Origin of the sequence: Frankia alni ACN14a, assembly GCF_000058485.1 — a bacterium.
Lineage (GTDB): Bacteria > Actinomycetota > Actinomycetes > Frankiales > Frankiaceae > Frankia > Frankia alni.
Map to the genome: position 1 here is coordinate 6,523,908 of NC_008278.1, position 16,298 is coordinate 6,540,205.

12 protein-coding genes and 1 tRNA gene are annotated in these 16,298 nt (G+C 72.2%); 5 read left to right on the forward strand and 8 right to left on the reverse strand.

The annotated features are described in order from the left end of the window. Positions 1-516: 516 nt before the first annotated feature. Both FRAAL_RS26225 and FRAAL_RS26230 read right to left on the reverse strand, forming a co-directional pair. Positions 517-1,869, reverse strand: coding sequence for an alpha/beta fold hydrolase (locus FRAAL_RS26225; RefSeq protein ID WP_011607073.1), 1,353 nt, complete (start codon positions 1,867-1,869; stop codon positions 517-519). 12 nt (positions 1,870-1,881) lie between these two features. Continuing rightward, on the reverse strand, positions 1,882-3,312 hold the full coding sequence (locus FRAAL_RS26230; RefSeq protein ID WP_011607074.1) for a gamma-aminobutyraldehyde dehydrogenase: 1,431 nt from the start codon (positions 3,310-3,312) through the stop codon (positions 1,882-1,884). 188 nt (positions 3,313-3,500) lie between these two features. On the opposite strand from FRAAL_RS26230, the gene FRAAL_RS26235 reads away from it, so the two are divergent. Next, positions 3,501-4,967, forward strand: coding sequence for an NAD(P)/FAD-dependent oxidoreductase (locus tag FRAAL_RS26235; protein ID WP_011607075.1), 1,467 nt, complete (start codon positions 3,501-3,503; stop codon positions 4,965-4,967). A gap of 309 nt (positions 4,968-5,276) precedes the next feature. Here the strand turns inward: FRAAL_RS26235 and FRAAL_RS26240 are convergent, their stop codons facing one another. Continuing rightward, the gene (locus tag FRAAL_RS26240) at positions 5,277-6,680 is read right to left on the reverse strand and encodes an aspartate aminotransferase family protein (RefSeq protein ID WP_011607076.1); all 1,404 of its coding nucleotides are present in this window, start codon (positions 6,678-6,680) and stop codon (positions 5,277-5,279) included. A 227-nt stretch (positions 6,681-6,907) separates the two neighbouring features. Between FRAAL_RS26240 and FRAAL_RS26245 the strand changes: the two genes are divergently transcribed. Continuing rightward, complete coding sequence (locus FRAAL_RS26245) at positions 6,908-7,396, forward strand: Lrp/AsnC family transcriptional regulator (protein WP_011607077.1); 489 nt, start codon at positions 6,908-6,910, stop codon at positions 7,394-7,396. 293 nt (positions 7,397-7,689) lie between these two features. Next, positions 7,690-7,950, forward strand: coding sequence for a hypothetical protein (locus FRAAL_RS26250; protein WP_041941031.1), 261 nt, complete (start codon positions 7,690-7,692; stop codon positions 7,948-7,950). A gap of 339 nt (positions 7,951-8,289) precedes the next feature. Here the strand turns inward: FRAAL_RS26250 and FRAAL_RS26255 are convergent. Both FRAAL_RS26255 and FRAAL_RS26260 read right to left on the reverse strand, forming a co-directional pair. Then, a tRNA-Met gene (locus FRAAL_RS26255) sits at positions 8,290-8,366 on the reverse strand. Positions 8,367-8,486: 120 nt separating this feature from the next. Beyond that, entirely contained in the window at positions 8,487-11,567 is a 3,081-nt protein-coding gene (locus tag FRAAL_RS26260) for a UPF0182 family membrane protein (protein WP_011607079.1), read from the reverse strand. A 158-nt stretch (positions 11,568-11,725) separates the two neighbouring features. On the opposite strand from FRAAL_RS26260, the gene FRAAL_RS26265 reads away from it, so the two are divergent. Beyond that, on the forward strand, positions 11,726-12,232 hold the full coding sequence (locus tag FRAAL_RS26265) for a PPA1309 family protein (RefSeq protein ID WP_041939808.1): 507 nt from the start codon (positions 11,726-11,728) through the stop codon (positions 12,230-12,232). Positions 12,233-12,411: 179 nt separating this feature from the next. Here the strand turns inward: FRAAL_RS26265 and FRAAL_RS26270 are convergent, their stop codons facing one another. The 3 genes from FRAAL_RS26270 to FRAAL_RS26280 all read right to left on the reverse strand — a co-directional run bounded on the left by FRAAL_RS26270 (position 12,412) and on the right by FRAAL_RS26280 (position 14,408). After that, complete coding sequence (locus FRAAL_RS26270) at positions 12,412-13,452, reverse strand: YlbL family protein (protein WP_011607081.1); 1,041 nt, start codon at positions 13,450-13,452, stop codon at positions 12,412-12,414. 90 nt (positions 13,453-13,542) lie between these two features. Continuing rightward, positions 13,543-13,950, reverse strand: a complete 408-nt coding sequence (locus FRAAL_RS26275; RefSeq protein ID WP_041939809.1) for a hypothetical protein — start codon at positions 13,948-13,950, stop codon at positions 13,543-13,545. A 59-nt stretch (positions 13,951-14,009) separates the two neighbouring features. Then, entirely contained in the window at positions 14,010-14,408 is a 399-nt protein-coding gene (locus FRAAL_RS26280) for a molybdenum cofactor biosynthesis protein MoaE (RefSeq protein WP_231861751.1), read from the reverse strand. Positions 14,409-14,712: 304 nt separating this feature from the next. Here FRAAL_RS26280 and FRAAL_RS26285 point away from each other — a divergent pair, with 304 nt between their 5' ends. After that, positions 14,713-16,143, forward strand: coding sequence for a zinc-dependent metalloprotease (locus FRAAL_RS26285; RefSeq protein WP_011607084.1), 1,431 nt, complete (start codon positions 14,713-14,715; stop codon positions 16,141-16,143). Positions 16,144-16,298 lie beyond the last annotated feature (155 nt).

Below are 16,298 nucleotides of genomic sequence, written 5' to 3' on the forward strand. Positions count from 1 at the left end.
ACCAGGTCACGGGCCTGCTCCAGCGTCCAGCCCCGCCCGGGGTCAACCCGGCTGACAACCACTTCACTCGCCTGGTGCCGTTCCTGCGGCCAGCTGAGTCGTGCACGGCGTGCCAAGGGTGGACCTCCGAGATTTGAGGACTTTGGTGTTACGCCACCAAGGATAGGCCATATTGACGCCGGCCTGCCCGTTGAACTCCACGATAGCGGGTGGCGACCTGTTAATGCAGACCCGCGCCGAAGACTGTGCATCATCCGAACGCCGGGTGGCCCGAACAGGTGGGCCATGCACAAGGTACGAGTGGGCAGGATCTCCGTCGACCCCGGGAACTTCCCGGTCGCGAAGAGCGTCGAGGAGAGCGGTTCAAGCCGAGAAGGCATGACCGCATCTGTCCGGGGCCTTCCGGCCCACCCATCGCTTAGCCGTCCATCCGCGGCCGCGAGGGCATAGACCCGACCGCGGCGGGGGAGGCCGGCCAGGCCGAACCCGTTTCGGCCCGATACCGGCCCGCGGGCCTCAGCCGACGGCTGCGCCCGGATCGCGCGGCCCGCCCCGGCCGTTCCCCCCCGCCTGCCGCCTCCCCGATCCCGACCGCCCCACCCGCGCCTTCCCCGCCCCCGACATCCCCGAACGGGGGGACTCGGCGGTGGTGGCGTTCTCGACGCCGGTGCTCGTCTCGACGCCGGTGCTCCGCTCGCCGGCGGCTCCCGACCCGCCGGCGCCCGACCCGCCGGCGCCCGACCCGGCGGCTCCCGACCCGCCGGCGCCCGACCCGCCGGCGCCCGACCCGGCGGCGCCCGACCCGGCGGCGCCCGACCCGGCGGCGCCCGACCCGGCGGCGGCTCCCACCCCGGCGGCGGTGTGCTCGGCGACAGCCCTGGCAGCCGCCGCAGGTGGGGGCGCGGCGCCGAGGTCGCCCGCCGGCCGGGTGGTGCGCGGCTCCCGTCCGTGTTCGCGCAGCATCGTCCGCCACTGGCGCGGCGAGTGGCTCGCCGGCCTGGTCGTGGCCAGGAAATCCTCAAGAACCCGCCGGAAGCGCGCGGGATCGCTGTGATGCGGGAAATGCCCGGCACCGGGGAAGATCTCCAGTCGGCTTCCGGGCATGGCCGCATGCGCGATCCGAGCGTGCTCGACCGGGATCACCGCGTCCCGGTCCCCCCAGACGATCAGCGACGGCATCCCGGCGGCGAGATAGCAGCGGTCGAGCATCGTGATGGCCTGCCCGTGGGCGTCGACGACGCTTCGCAGTGTCCGCAGGAAGGCCGCCCGCGCCGTCGGCACCCCGAGCGAGTCGCAGACGTGCAGGATGTCCTCGGCATCGCGGCCCAGGGCGGTGTGCAGCAGCCGCAGCGCCCGCAGCCCGGCCCAGCCGACGAGCCGCACCGGCGGGACGCCCATCAGCGATATCACCGCGCCGGCGCCCGGCAGCGCCGCGGCCCGAAGAGCCGGGTGCAGATCGGGCCCGACCCCGCCGGTGGCCACCAGGACGAGCCGCTCGCAGCGCTCCGGGAACTGGTAGGCGAACTGCATCGCGACCCCGCCGCCCAGCGAATGCCCGACGACCGTCGCCCGCTCGATGCCGAGCACGGTGAGCAGGTCACGCATACCGCAGGCATAGCCGGCCACCGAGTAGTCGCCGCGCGGCTTGTCCGACTCCCCGTGCCCGAGCAGGTCGGGGGCTATCACCGTGTGGCGCCGCGCGAGCTCGCCGATGATCGGCGCCCAGGTGCGGGCGTTGTCCCCGATGCCGTGGATCAGCAGCAGCACCGGCCCGCGGCCGGCGCGCAGGTAGCAGCGCCGATACCCGTGGACCGTGACGAATCGCGAGGTCAGCTCCCCAGGCCCCACACTCGGCGCACCGACGGTCATGGCCACCCCAGATCAGAACTCGATGTTGCTCATCACGTGCTTGATCCTGGTGTAGTCCTCCAGGCCGTACACGGACAGATCCTTGCCGTAGCCGCTCTTCTTGAATCCGCCGTGCGGCATCTCCGCGACGATCGGGATGTGAGTGTTGATCCATACGCAGCCGAAGTCCAGGCGGCGCGCGACCCGCATGGCCCGGCCGTGATCGCGCGTCCAGACGCTGGAGGCCAGGCCGTACTCCACGCCGTTGGCCCACTCCACCGCCGTGTCCTCCGAGTCGAACCGCTGCACGGTGATGACCGGGCCGAAGACCTCCGACTGGATGAGTTCGTCGTCCTGGCGCAGGCCGGCGACGACCGTCGCGGGATAGAAGTAGCCGGGCCGGTCGAGGGCCGCACCGCCGGCGAGCACCGCGGCGTGTCCCGGCGCCCGCCGGACGAACCCGCCGACCCGGTCGAGTTGACCGGCGCTGTTCAGCGGGCCGTAGTCGACGTCGGTCTCGTCCGGTGAGCCCGTCGCGGTGCCCCGGGCCGCCTCGGCCAGCGCCGCGGCGAGATCGTCGTGGATCCCCGGCGCGGCCAGCACCCGGGTCGCCGCGGTGCAGTCCTGGCCGGCGTTGAAGTAGGCGGCGCCGGCGATCTCCGCGGCGACGGCGGCCGGGTCCACGTCGTCGAAGACGATGACCGGCGCCTTGCCGCCGAGCTCGAGATGAACCCGCTTGAGCGAGTCCGCCGCCGCCCGTGCCACCTCCATGCCGGCGCGCACGCTGCCGGTCACCGACACCATCGCCGGCCCCGGGTGCGCGACCAGCGCCCGCCCGGTGTCCCGGTCTCCGCAGACGACGTTGAGCACGCCCGGCGGAAGGAACTCGGCGGCGATCTCGGCGAGCAGCAGGCTGGACGCCGGGGTCGTGTCCGACGGCTTGAGGATGACCGTGTTGCCGGCCGCGATTGCCGGGGCGATCTTCCACACCGCCATCATCAACGGGTAGTTCCACGGCGTGACCTGCGCGCAGACCCCGACGGGCTCCCGGCGGACGTAGCTGGTGTGCCCGGCGAGGTACTCCCCGGCGGCCCGGCCCTCCAGCAGGCGCGCGGCCCCGGCGAAGAAGCGAATCTGGTCGGCGGACGGCCCGACCTCCTCGTCGACGGTGAGCTGCAGCGGCTTGCCGGTGTTGGCGCTCTCCACGGCGGCGACCTCGTCGGCACGCTCCTCCAGCGCGTCCGCGAGGCGCAGCAGCGCCCGGGCACGTTCGGACGGGGTGGTGTCGCGCCAGGTCTCGAACGCCGTGGACGCGGCGCGGACGGCGGCGTCGACGTCGGGGGGACCGGACCGCGGGGCCTCGGCGAACAGCTCGCCGGTCGACGGGTTCAGAATCGACATCGTCTCGCCGTCGGCGCTCTGACGGGAGACGCCGCCGACGAAGTTGGCGAGGATCGCGTCCATACGTTGCTCCTAACGCTGATGGTCCCCCGACCGTCCGGCCGCCCGACATGTCGACACAACGATTACGATGGTTACACGAACCTCGTGCCACGGATAGCGTGAACAAAGGACCGTGACGCCACGGAAACACGCTACCCGGGCCCGGTCCAGCGCAGGGCGCACGGCCCCGAGAAAGGCAGGTCGAAACGATGCCGGGCCGCCGACGTCCCGCCGCAACCCCAGCCGCCACAACCCCAGCCGCCACAACCTCAGCCGCCGCAGCCGCCGTCCCGTCCCTGTGGCACGACACCGCCGGCCCCGCCCCGGCACCCCGGCCGCGCCTGGTGGGCCGGCTCACCGCCGACGTCGCCATCGTGGGCGCCGGCTTCACCGGCCTGTGGACCGCCTACCACCTGCGCCGCGACGACCCGACGCTGCGGGTGGCCGTCGTCGAGCGGGAGACCGCCGGCTTCGGCGCGTCCGGGCGCAACGGCGGCTGGTGCTCGGCGCTGTTCCCCGTCCAGTCGATGGCGCCGGCGATGCGCGGCCCGCTCGCGGCCACCATCGACGACATCGACGCCGTCTGTCGCGCCGAGGGCATCGACTGCGACCTCGTCAAGGACGGCTTCCTCGAACTCGCCACCACCCCCGCCCAGCTCACCCGCCTGCGCGCGAGCCTGCTCGCAGCCTTGCCCGCCGTCGCGTCCTCCCCGCCCTCCCCGTCATTGCCGTCATCCCCGCCATCGCCGACCTCCCCGTCATTGCCGTCATCGCCGACCTGGCTGGACGCCGACCAGGCCGCGCGCCTCGTCCGGGTACCCGGCGCGCTCGGCGGGATCCTCGACCCACAGTGCGCCGCGCTGCATCCGCTCAAGCTGGTCCGGGGCCTCGCGGCGGCGGCGCAGCGCCACGGCGTCGAGCTGTTCGAACACTCCCCCGCCGAGAGCATCGACCCTGGCCGGGTCGTACTGGCCGACGGCGAGATCCAGGCGGGCGTCGTCGTGCGGGCCACCGAGGGCTACACCCCCGCCCTGCCCGGCCTACGCCGCGAGCTCGCCCCCGTCTACTCGCTCGTCATCGCCACCGAGCCACTACCGGAGTCGGTCTGGGCGGAGATCGGCTGGTACCGCCGGGTCACCCTGTCCGACGGGCGCCGGCTGCTCATCTACGCCCAGCGCAGCGCGGACGGCCGGATCGTCCTCGGCGGCCGCGGCGCGCCGTACCACTTCGGCTCGCGCACCAGCCCGGCCTTCGACTCCTCCCCCGCCGTCTTCGAGCATCTCCGCCGCGCCCTGGCCACCCTGTTCCCCGCCGCCGCGAACGCCCGGATCACCCACCGCTGGGGCGGCCCCCTCGGCGTCCCGCGCGACTGGACCCCCGGCGTCTGCTTCGATCCCGACACCGGCCTGGCGTGGGCCGGTGGCTACGTCGGCGACGGCGTCGCGGCGGCGGCCCTGGCCGGCCGCACCCTCGCCGACCTCATCCGCGGCCGGCACTCCCCCCGCACGAAGCTCCCCTGGGTCGTCGACCACCGCCGCCCCTGGGAACCCGAACCGGCCCGCTGGCTCGGCATCAACGCCGGCCGCCTGCTCGCCGCCGCCGCCGACACCCGCGAGAACCGCACCGGCCGCCCCTCCCGCCTCGGCCCCGCCCTCGACCACCTCACCGGTCACTGACCCCCCGCTCCGGCCCGCCGGTTCTCCTCCGCCCCGCTGGCTCTCCTCCGCCCCGCTGGCGCGGCCGGCTGTCCCGGGCCAGCCAAGCGATCAGGCAGCGGCGGAGCGCTCGCCTTACAAGCGAGTGGTCGCACGATCGCAATCTCGCGGACGATCATCGACTGCGCAGGAAAGCCCTGCTCACCTGGAGAGCAGACTCACCCTTCTTGCCAGGCGCGCCGGTGCGCGGCGTCCGGAGCAGGCGAAGGCTCGATCGGCGGAACGGCTGCGGGACTGACCTGGCAGGCCGGAAGTCCGGGCGGGCTCTCGTCAGGCGGTGAGGTCTCGGGCGAGGTAGTCGAGGCTGTCGAGGTAGCGGTCGACGTCGGCGTCGGTGTGCTGGACCGAGAGGGTCCACTCCTCCTCGCGGCCGGGGGCCATCAGGACGCCGCGATTGGCGTTGTAGAGCCAGGCCAGCTCGGGCAGGGCGGCGTTCTGGTGGGCCATGAAGGACGTGTAGTCGCGGATGGGGGCGTCGGTGAAGTGGACGCAGCCCTTGGAGCTGATCCCGACCGTGTAGCCGGGGATGCCGTGGCGGGCCAGGATCTCGTCGCAGCCGGCGATCAGGCGGTCGTTGAGGTGGTCGAGGTGGGCGTAGGCCTCGGGGGTGAGCACCTCCAGCAGGCTCGCGCGGGCGGCGGCCATGGTCAGCGGGTTGCCGTTGAACGTGCCGACCTGCTTGACCCGGTCCGAGGCGACGACCTCCATGATCTCCGCGGTCGCGCCGATGGCGCCCGACGGCAGGCCGCCGCCGAGGGCCTTGGCCAGGGTGATCATGTCGGGTCGCACGCCGAAGCGCTCGGTGGCGCCGCCGGCAGCCACGCACAGGCCGGTCTTGACCTCATCGAAGATCAGGATGATGCCGTGCCGGGCGGTGATCTCCCGGACCGCCTCGAGGTAGCCGGGCTCGGGCAGGACGACGCCCAGGTTCATCATCGCCGCCTCCATGATGACGCAGGCGGGCAGGCGGCCCTCGGCGGCGAGGGCCTCGATGCGGTGTTCCATCGCGGGGGCGTCGTTGAACGGGACGGGCACGGTGAGGTCGATGACGGCCTGCGGGATGCCCGCGCCGTAGCCGAGGGAGTTCATGTTGTCGGCCGGGCCGATGTCGTCGTAGGGCGCGCCGATCGACACCATCACGTAGTCGTGGTGGCCATGGTACGAGCCGAAGATCTTGATGATCGTGTCGCGGCCGGTGACGCCGCGGGCGATGCGGATGGCGTCCATGGTCGCCTCGGAGCCCGAGTTGACGTAGCGCCACTGCGGCAGGCCGAACCGGCGGGCGAGCTCCTCGCTGACGACGACCGAGTCCTCGGTCGGCATGGCGAAGTGGGTGCCGAGGGCGACCCGCTCGGTCACCGCCCGCACGATCGCGGGGTGGGCGTGGCCCTGGATCATCGAGCCGAAGCCGTTGTGGAAGTCGGCGTACTCGTTGCCGTCGACGTCCCAGACGAGCGAACCGCGCCCGTGGGTCAGGTAGATCGGCCACGGGTCACGGATCTGGTAGGACGAGGGCACCCCCGACGTCATCGACCGCGCCGCCCGCGCGTGCAGCTGTTCGGAACCACGGGTCCGGCTCTGCAGGCGGGCCTCCTCCCGATCGGTGAGTTCCGCCGCCCGGGCGTGAAGTGCGGCCTGGGTCACACTTGCCTCGGTAACGATCAGATTCGACACCGTCCACGCATCCCTTCAGCCGAGCGCCTACCGAAAGCGTAGCTCGACTGGCCACTCGGCGAGTGAATCCGCAGACAAAAGTGGATTCGGGTATCGCTTCCCCGTTCGTTCGCTCGTAGCCATACGATGACAGCGGGACGCCCTCCGAGCGGCCGGGCCGGTGCGGCCCGACGCCTCGGCCGGCGATCGGACCGGCGCAGCGCCGGGCGAGACGAGGAGGATGCCGGGTGCAGTCTCGACGGACGCCCGGCCAGCGCTCCGCCTCAGACGGGCTGCTGGACGACATCAACAAGGCCATCATCGAGCAGCTCCAGCAGGACGGCCGGCGCTCGTACGCGGCGATGGCGGCCGCGGTGGGGCTGTCCGAGGCCGCGGTGCGCCAGCGGGTCCAACGGCTGCTCGACGCCGGCGTCATGCAGATCGTCGCCGTCACCGATCCGCTGCGCGTCGGCTTCCATCGGGAGGCGATGATCGGCGTCCGAGTCACCGGCGACACCCGGGTGGTCGCCGCCACCATCGCCGATCTTCCCGAGGTCGACTACGTCGTGCTTACGGCCGGCTCGTTCGACCTCATCGTCGAGATCGTGGCGGAGGATGACGAGCACCTGCTGGAACTGATCAACGACCGGATCCGCGCCCTTCCCCAGGTTCTCGCGACGGAGACCTTCGTCTACCTGCGTCTGGTGAAGCAGACCTACGCCTGGGGAGCGCGCTGACGCACCACCGCGACGGGGACGGGCGGGCAGGGATGACGCGGGCTTCAGGGGCACGAACGGGACGGCGGCCGGTGGCGGCAAAGCGCGACGACGACGGCAAAAAGCCGTGGTCACGGGCGCACCCGAGCCGGAGTCGGCGGATGGGCGCCCGTCGCCGCGGGTGAGGCGCCTCGCGTGGGGAACGGACGCGGAGTCACGCCGCCGACACCGTTCCCCGAACAACCAAGCAGCACCAACAAGAGTCCAACACATGCAATGACACAACAACTCGGCCCAGACACGATGGGGTGAGCATGGCGCTTGTCCACCATGACCCGCAGGACGGCATACTCGTTACTCGCATTGGCCAGGCCGAGATCACCGTACGGCCCGAGCCGCCGGCGAGCGCCGGCAAGGCTCCGGTGATCCTTCTCCGCCTGGACGCGCCCATGCTGGATACGCTCGCCGCCGCCTATCTCGACCCCGACGAGGCCCGCAGCCTCGCCCAGTCCCTGCTCCGCGCCGCCGAGGCAGCGCGCCCCAGCAGCCCCTGGCGCACGCCCCGCCCCCGCTGACCCGCCCCAGGCAGGATCGAGGCCGGCAGGCGGTCCCGGCCTCCGGGCGGGCCGGGCCGGGGCGTCAGGGCGCCCATCTGCTCGCTCCGTGTCACCGGTCGGCTGCGGAGCCGAGCCGAGGTCCGGGTACGATTTTCCGGTCTGAAACCGTACCCAGACCTCGGCATGATGTGGTGGCGATCTGGCTGGGACGACGAGTGCTTGCCCGCCGGCGGAGGTGCTGAGCCGCAGCGCCCGGCGGTCTCGGTCTCGGTCTCGGTCGGCGAGGAAGGCTGCGGCCGGCGACGGCGCGACAGAATGCGAAAAGGCTCCCGGAGAATCTCCGGGAGCCTTTTCGTTTGGTAGCGGGGACAGGATTTGAACCTGTGACCTCTGGGTTATGAGCCCAGCGAGCTACCGAGCTGCTCCACCCCGCGTCGGTGTGCCTTTACTATACAGGGCCGCCACCGGCAGATGTCAAACCGATGGCGGCCCCAATTTTGGGCGCTTCCCGGCGAAGATCGCAAAGGGTGCGGATCGTCGCGATTCGCCCGGTGTCAGCCGGGCGGGGGTGCCGCCCGTGGCTGCTGCGGCGGACCGGCGGTGGCGCCCGCCGGGCTCGGGGGACCCGAGGGGCCCGCGGGAGCAGCGACGGCGGGCGTGGTTCCCGGCGGCGCCGAGCCGGCGGCGGTGCCGCGGGTCGTGGGCGCGGCCGAGCGGCTCGGCGTGGGACTCGCCGCAGGTGGGGTCGTCGGTGGGCTGGCGAGAGTCCGCAGCCGGCTCAGCGCGTCGGCCAGGTCGGTCTGCGCCTGACCGTAGGCGTTGAAGTCCGGCGGATTCTTACGCAGGGCGTCCTGGCCGGCCTTGTAGGCGCTGTCGGCGTCGTTGACGGCGTCCTGCAGCCCGGAGGTCCCGCCCGGTGGCGCGGCCCCGGTGCCACCGCCCTGTGTCGTGGCCTGACCGCCACCGCCGGTGGTCGTGGTTGCGCCGGTGCCGGCTCCGGCCGCCGCGGCCCCGGCTCCGGAACCGAAGACCTTGTCGAGCGCCTCCCCCAGGGAGGTGCCGAAGCCGATGCGCTCCCCGAAGGCGGTGGCGATGCCCTGCAGCGTGGGATAGCCCGAGCCGCCGCGGGCCTGGACGTAGTAGGGCTCGACGTAGAGCAGCCCACCCGCGACCGGCAGCGTCAGCAGGTTGCCCTCGATGGTCTGGGAGCCGGCGCCGCGCCACAGCGTCAGCTTGTTCGCGACGTCACCGTTGGACTCGATCGCGTTCTGCACCTGCACGGGGCCGTTGATCGTGCCCCCTGGCGGGAGTTTGAGCAGGGTGAACTGCCCGTAGTTCGACGGGTCGCTCGAGACCGCCATGTAGGCCGCGAGCTTCGACGACCGGGCCGAGATCAGCGGAGACGTCAGGTTGTACGACGGACCGGACCGGTCGGGCAGCTTGCTGTACACGTAGAACGGCGGCTGTGGCTGCCCGCTGCCGTCGGGCGACTCCGACACCTGCCAGAAGTCCTCCTGCGAGTAGAAGTCCCGCGGGTCGGACACGTGGTACTGGCCGATCAGGTCGCGCTGGACCTTGAACAGGTCCTCGGGGTAGCGCAGGTGCGCCATGAGCGACGGGGAGATGTCCTTCTTCGGCTTCACCGTGTCCGGGAAGGCCTTCATCCAGGTCCGCAGCACCGGGTCGGACTCGTCCCAGGCGTAGAGGGTCACCGTTCCGTCGTAGGCGTCGACGGTCGCCTTCACCGAGTTTCGGATGTAGTTGACCTGGTTCGCGGCCTGCCGGGCCCGGTTGCCGCTCTGCGCGGTGACCGAGTCGGCGGTGACGTCGCCCAGGGTCCGCCGGGCGGAGTAGGGGTAGCCGTCGGACGTGGTGTAGCCGTCGAGGATCCAGGTGATGCGGCCGTTCACGACCGCGGGGTACGGGTCGCCGTCGAGGGTGAGCCAGGGCGCGGCCTTGCTGACCCGGTCCCGCGGGTTGCGTTCGTAGAGGATCCGCGAGTTCTTGGTGATGTCGCCGGACAGCAGCAGGTTCTTCTCGCCGAAGCGCAGCGCGAACAGGGCCTGCCGGAAGGTGGAGCCGATCGAGACGCCGCCGTCGCCGGTGTAGGTGGTCGTGACCTGCGTGTCGGCACCGGGGCCGGGGCCGTCGATCTCCACCTGGCGGGTGCCGACGACGGAGTAGTTCGGCGACATCTCACCGAAGTAGACCCGGTTCTCCCTGACGTCGAAGTCACCCTTCTGCGGCAGGTTCTGCTCGCCCTCGTCGAACGCGGGCTGGCCCTCGTCGACGGTGTTCGACGGGGCGGCGACGAAACCCTTGCCGTGGGTGTAGGTGAGGTGCTCGTTGATCCAGTTGCGCTGGTCGGCGCCGAGCCCGGCCTGGTTGAGCTCCCGCACGGACACGACGTAGTCGCGGGTGGTCTGCTTCTTGTCGGCGCCCGTGACGGTGTACCGGTCGACGTCGAGGGTCTTCGGGAACGTGTAGTAGCCGCGGATCTGCTGGAGCTGCTGGAACGTGCGCGACAGCTTGCTCGGGTCGAGCAGGCGGGTGTTGGGCACCGTGCCGGTGTCCGCGGCGACCTGCGCGGCGGTGACGTCGGTGCGCGCGGCGTACGACTGCGGCTTGACGTTCTGGATGCCGTAGGCCGCACGGGTCGCCGCGATGTTGCGTTCGATGTACGGCTGCTCGCGGGTCGCCTCGTTCGGCCGCACCTGGAACTGCTGGATGAACGCCGGGTAGATGCCGCCGATGACCACCGACGACAACACCAGGATCCCGGCGCCGAGCAGCGGCAGCGTCCAGCCACGCTGGAAGATGTTGTAGATGAACAACACCGCACAGGCCAGCGAGATGAACAGCAGGATCAGCTTCGCGGGCAGCACGGCGTGAACGTCGGTGTAGGACGCGCCGGTGGCGACGCCGCGCGAGGAGAACACCGAGCCGAACCGGTCGAGGTAGTAGGCCCAGGCCTTCAGCAGCGCGAGCAGTCCGAGCAGCACGGAGATGTGCGCCTTCGCGGCGGGTGTCACCCGCTCCCCCGGCGTCTGCAGCCGGATGCCGCCGAACAGGTAGTGGGTCAGCACGGTGACCAGCAGGGACAGCAGCACGGCGGTCAGCAGGAAGCCGAGCAGGAAGCGCTGGAACGGGTACGTGAAGGCGTAGTAGCTGATGTCCCGGTGGAACTGGGGGTCCTTGGTCCCGAACGACTCGCCGTTCACCCACAGCAGCCAGGTCCGCCACCGGCCGGACGCCGACAGCCCCGCCGCCAGGCCGAACACCGCCGCGACGGCGACGAGGACCAGCTTCATGTACGGCTCGATGGCCGACCGGTAGCGTTCGAGGTTCTGCTGCTCGGTGGACAGCGGCCGCAACTGCGGGCGAAACCGGTAACCAAGTACGATGTTGGTCCCGATGACGACGGCCATCACCGCGCCGAAGATGAGGAACAACAGGATCCGGGTGTAGATGACGGTCGTGAAGACCTTGCTGAAATCGACCGAGCGGTAGAACAGCAGGTCCGTGTAGAGCCGCGTGAAGATGGCGACGAACGCGATCACGAGGGCGACGGCCAGCAGCACCGGGACGATCACCTTGGCGCGGGTCAGCACCGGGCGGCGACTGGTCGTTGCCACAGTTCCTCCGTGCGGTCAGGACGGTCGGGTGTTCATCGGAAGGGTGGATCCGGGGTTTCCGGATCCATCAGCCGGGTGGTGCCGACGCGAGGGGCGCGTACCGCCCCAGTACGGCAACCTACGCCAGGCACTCAGGGGAGATCGGAGAGGATGGGTCGGTGAGCAGCCCGAACATCACGGAGTTGACCTCCGTCGTACTCGAGGTCGAGCGGCACGTCGCGGACTCCGGCTGGGATCAGCCCAGCCAGGTCTACGCCCTCGCCGACACCGCCGACCTGCTGGCGCGGGAACCCGCGTTGGCCCCCCACATCGGGGATTCGCCGCCCGGTTCGCTGACCCCGGTCGAGCAGGAGCCGCTGCCGGTGGGCCGGCTCGACGAAGTGCTCGCCGGGATCGGGTGGCCCCCTGAGGTGCTGGGCTGCGTGCTGGTGACCGAGCTCGTCGTCCTCCCGCCGAGCGCGGAGGAGGAGGCGCCGTACTCCGACCACGAGATCGAGTACTGGGCCGCGAACCACCCGGAGCGCCAGGACGTCCGGCTCGCCGTCGGGGTCACCCGCAGCGGCCTGCACGCGTCCTGCCTGCGGGTCCGCGGGGACGACGAGCTCGTCGTCGATCCCGACCTGGCCGACAACCTCGTCGACGGGCTGCTCGCGACGTTCCAGTGACCTGGGCCGCCGGGTGGGGCGGCCGGCAACCCGCGTGGCCCGGGGGCCGTCCGCACGCCCCACCCGGCCGGCCCGGACCACCCGGCCGGCCCAGGCGACTCGGCCGGCCCGGGTCACTCGGCCGGCCCGGATCACTCGGCCGGCCCGGGCCAGCCGGCCGGCCCGGACGGCCGGAGCGCTCAGCAGGACGGCACGCTCGCCGCCGGATTCGTCCGCAGCGCGTCGACCGCCTTCAGGGCGTCGGTAAGGGTGTCGACCTTCACCAGGCGGGGGGCGCGGCCGGAGTCCACCGACGTGGCGTCGGCGCAGTTCGCCGCCGGCACGAGGAAGATCGACGCCCCGGACGCCTTCGCGCCGAGGATCTTCTGCTGGATGCCGCCGATCGGCCCGACCTCGCCGGCCGCCGTGATCGTCCCGGTACCGGCGATGGTCTTCCCCCCGGTGAGTGCCCCGGGCGTCAGCAGATCCACGATGCCCATCGCGAACATCAGGCCGGCGCTCGGCCCGCCGACGTCCGACAGCCGGATGCGGACGGTGAACGGGTAGGTCCGCTTCTCGGTCGTGGTGACGCCGATCATGGCCCGGGTCGGGTCGTCGGTTGCCGGGCGGGTGGTGATGGTGACGGTGGCCGGCTTGCCACCCCGCTTGTAGGCGATGGTGACAGCCGCGCCGGGGCGGACCTTGCCGACCTGGGCGCGTAGCTGGTCCTGGGTCGCCACGGCGACCCCGCCGACCTGGGTGATGACGTCGCCGGCCGCGAGTCTGCCCGCGGCGGGCGAGCCGTCCGGAATGGTGTAGACAGCGACCGATCGGCCCGTCGCCTTGATGCCGAGCTGGGCGAGCGCGGCCGCCGTGGCCTGGTCCTGCGAGTCCAGCATGGCCTGGGCGTTCTCCTGCTGGACCTGCTCCTGACTGGAGCCGCGGGGCCGGATGAGCTCGGTGGGGACGACCGCCCGGTCATCGTCGATCCAGTCCTGCAGGGCGCTGACCAGGTTGAGCTTCGGGGTCTCCTCGACCGTGGTCAGCTCGAGCCGACCGGAGGTCGGGTAGGTGCGGTGCCCCTCGATCGTGATCAGCCGGGTGCCGTCGACGGCGCCGAGCGTGTCGGTGACCGGCCCGGGGGCCAGAGTGACGAACGGTACCGGCATCCACAGGCCCACGACCAGGAGCACCAACGCCAGTACCGACGCCACCACGAGAGACTGGGTGCGCCGGGCCATGAACGCAGTCTATGTACCGGCCCTCACCCGGTCGGGCCGGCGTCCGGGGCAGTCGACCTCAGCCCCGGACGCCGGATGTCCGACGCACGGTCAGGGTGTCTCGGGCGGACGACCCCTGGCCTGGCGCCGCAGCGACGACACGTCGATGGGCACCGTGTCGGCGTAGGGCGACACCTGGGCACCGGTGGCGACGCCGAGGTCGTCCAACTCGCCCAGACCGACCATGTTGGCTAGGTCGTCCAGGTCGTTCGTGGAGAGCGGGCCGTTCGGGGAGAGCGGGTCATCGTCCGGTGGCGGTTCGGGGTAGCCGGATTCGTCGAGGTCGGCGCCGGTCCGCGTGGCGGACTGGGCGGGGATCGGGCGGGCCAGCGCGGCCATGCTGCGCCGGTAGCCCGCGATGGTGATCATGGCTTCGGAGGTGCGGTCCGGCCGGCCGCGCAGGGCGACCCACACGGCCGTCAGGAGCAGGGCGACAGGGGGGATCAACAGGAACCACATGGGAGCCTCGACGTCGAGACGAGTAAGAAGATGACTTATTTCTATCGTAGGTGCCCCGCTCAGCAGGCGCCTACCCATTCAGCCGCGCCGTCCTCAAAAACCTGGTGTTTCCAAATCGGAACCTGTGCCTTGATGTCATCGATCAGACGACGACAGGCGGCAAATGCCTCCGCACGGTGGGCCGCTCCCACGGCCACCACGACCGCGGTCTCACCCACCCGTAGGTGCCCCGTGCGGTGGGCCACCGCGATCGCCCGCACCGGCGCACCGGCCGCCACCTCGGCGGCGACGCGCTCGATCTCGGCGGCGGCCCGCGGATGCGCCTCGTAAGCGAGGTCCGTCACCGCCCGACCGCCGTCATGGTCGCGAACGGTGCCCACGAACAGCGCAATCCCGCCCACGTCCGGGAGCAGGACGGCGGCCATGCACTCGTCCACCGACAACGGGGTGTCACGAATGTCCGCGAGAACGACGCGGGCCGGAGCCGCGGTCCCGAGCTCGGCGCCGGCGCCGGAGCCGGGACCGGAGCCGGCGGCCGCGGCCGGCTCCCCCGACGCCGGGGACGGCCCACCCGCCCCGACGGTCGCGCGCGCCGGGGCATCGGCCGGTGGGACGGGTGCGGGAGAACGCGTCGAGTCCACGTCCACGACCGTAACCGGCCGTGGCGGCCTCCGTTTCGCCCGGCGGGCAGAAAACGCATTACCGTGGGTTCATGCCCCAACCGCGCGTGCGACGTCCCGCTCCCCGATCAGGCCACGTCCGATGAGTGGCGACTTCCCGTTCGGCTTCGCGTCCTCCGGAGGCGGCGGCGAGGAGCCCAGGTCCCCCTTCGGCGGCGGGGGTCCCTTCGGCGGCGGCGCCCCGTTCTTCGCCGAGCTGGAGCGGCTGCTGTCCTGGCAGGGCGGTCCGGTCAACTGGGAGCTGGCCCGGCAGGTGGCGGTGCGCTCCCTGGGCGACGGCGAGTCGAGCGTCCCCATGGGGCAGCAGCACATGGTCGCCGAGGCACTGCGGATCGCCGACGTCTGGCTCGACCCGCTGACGACCCTGCCCGCCGGCGCGACGACCGCCGGCGCCTGGTCGCGGGTCGAGTGGATCGAGAGGACGCTGCCGGTCTGGAAGACGCTGTGCGACCCGATCGCGGCCAAGGTCGTCGAGGCGATGCGCACGGGGATCTCCAGCGGGCTGAGCCAGCTCGGCGGGGGTGGCATCGAGCTGCCCAGCGAGCTGCGCGACGCCCTGCCGGCCGGAGTCGATCTCGGTGCCCTGATGGGCGCCGGTGGACCGATCATGCAGATGATGAACCAGGTCGGCGGCATGCTCTTCGGCGCCCAGGTGGGCCAGGCGATCGGCACCCTGGCCGCGGAGGTCGTCTCGTCGACCGAGGTCGGCCTGCCCCTGGGTCCGGCCGGGACGGCCGCGCTGGTCCCGGCAGGGGTCGCCGCGTTCGGGTCCGGTCTGGAGATCCCCGAGGACGAGGTGCGCATCTACCTCGCGCTGCGGGAGGCCGCCTCCACCCGGCTGTTCGCGCACGTGCCCTGGCTGCGCGCCCACGTGCTCGGCGCGGTCGAGGAGTACGCCCGGGGCATCGCGGTGGACACCGAGGCCGTCGGCCGGGTGATGCGGATGGTCGACCCGACCGCCCTGATGAACCCGGAGCGGCTGGCCGAGGCGCTCGGCGAGGACGTGTTCAACGACGCGACCACCCCCGAGCAGAAGGCGGCACTGGCCCGCCTCGAGCTGATCCTCGCCCTCATCGAGGGCTGGGTGGACCACGTGACCGACGCCGCGGCCACCGGTCATCTGCCCGCCGCCGGCCGGCTGCGCGAGATGGTCCGGCGCCGCCGTGCCGAGGGCGGGCCCGGTGAGCAGACCTTCGCCACGCTGGTCGGGCTCTCCCTGCGCCCGCGCAAGCTGCGCGAGGCCGCCGCGCTGTGGGCCGCGCTCGCCGAGGCCCGCGGGCGGGAGGGGCGCGACGCGGTCTGGGCTCATCCCGACCTGCTGCCCACGGCGGCCGACCTGGCCACCCCGGACGGCTTCGTCACCGGTGCGTCGGCCAGCGTCCTGGACGACCCGATCGGCGAGATCGAGAAGCTGCGCGACACGCCGCCCGCCGAGGGCGGCGGGAAGTCCCCCGGCGGCCCCACGGACAAGCCGGACACCCCCGGCGACTCGGACCCCGGCACCACGAGCTGACCGATCAGTACGCTCCGTCGCGGTACTGACGCACGCCGGTCCCGGCCGGGCCCCGCCGGCCTTGGCCAGGCACGCCCGGACCCGGCAGATCGGACCCGGCAGATCGGACCCGGCACGATCCACAGGGTGGTCCACAGCCTCTCCACAGCGGCCGG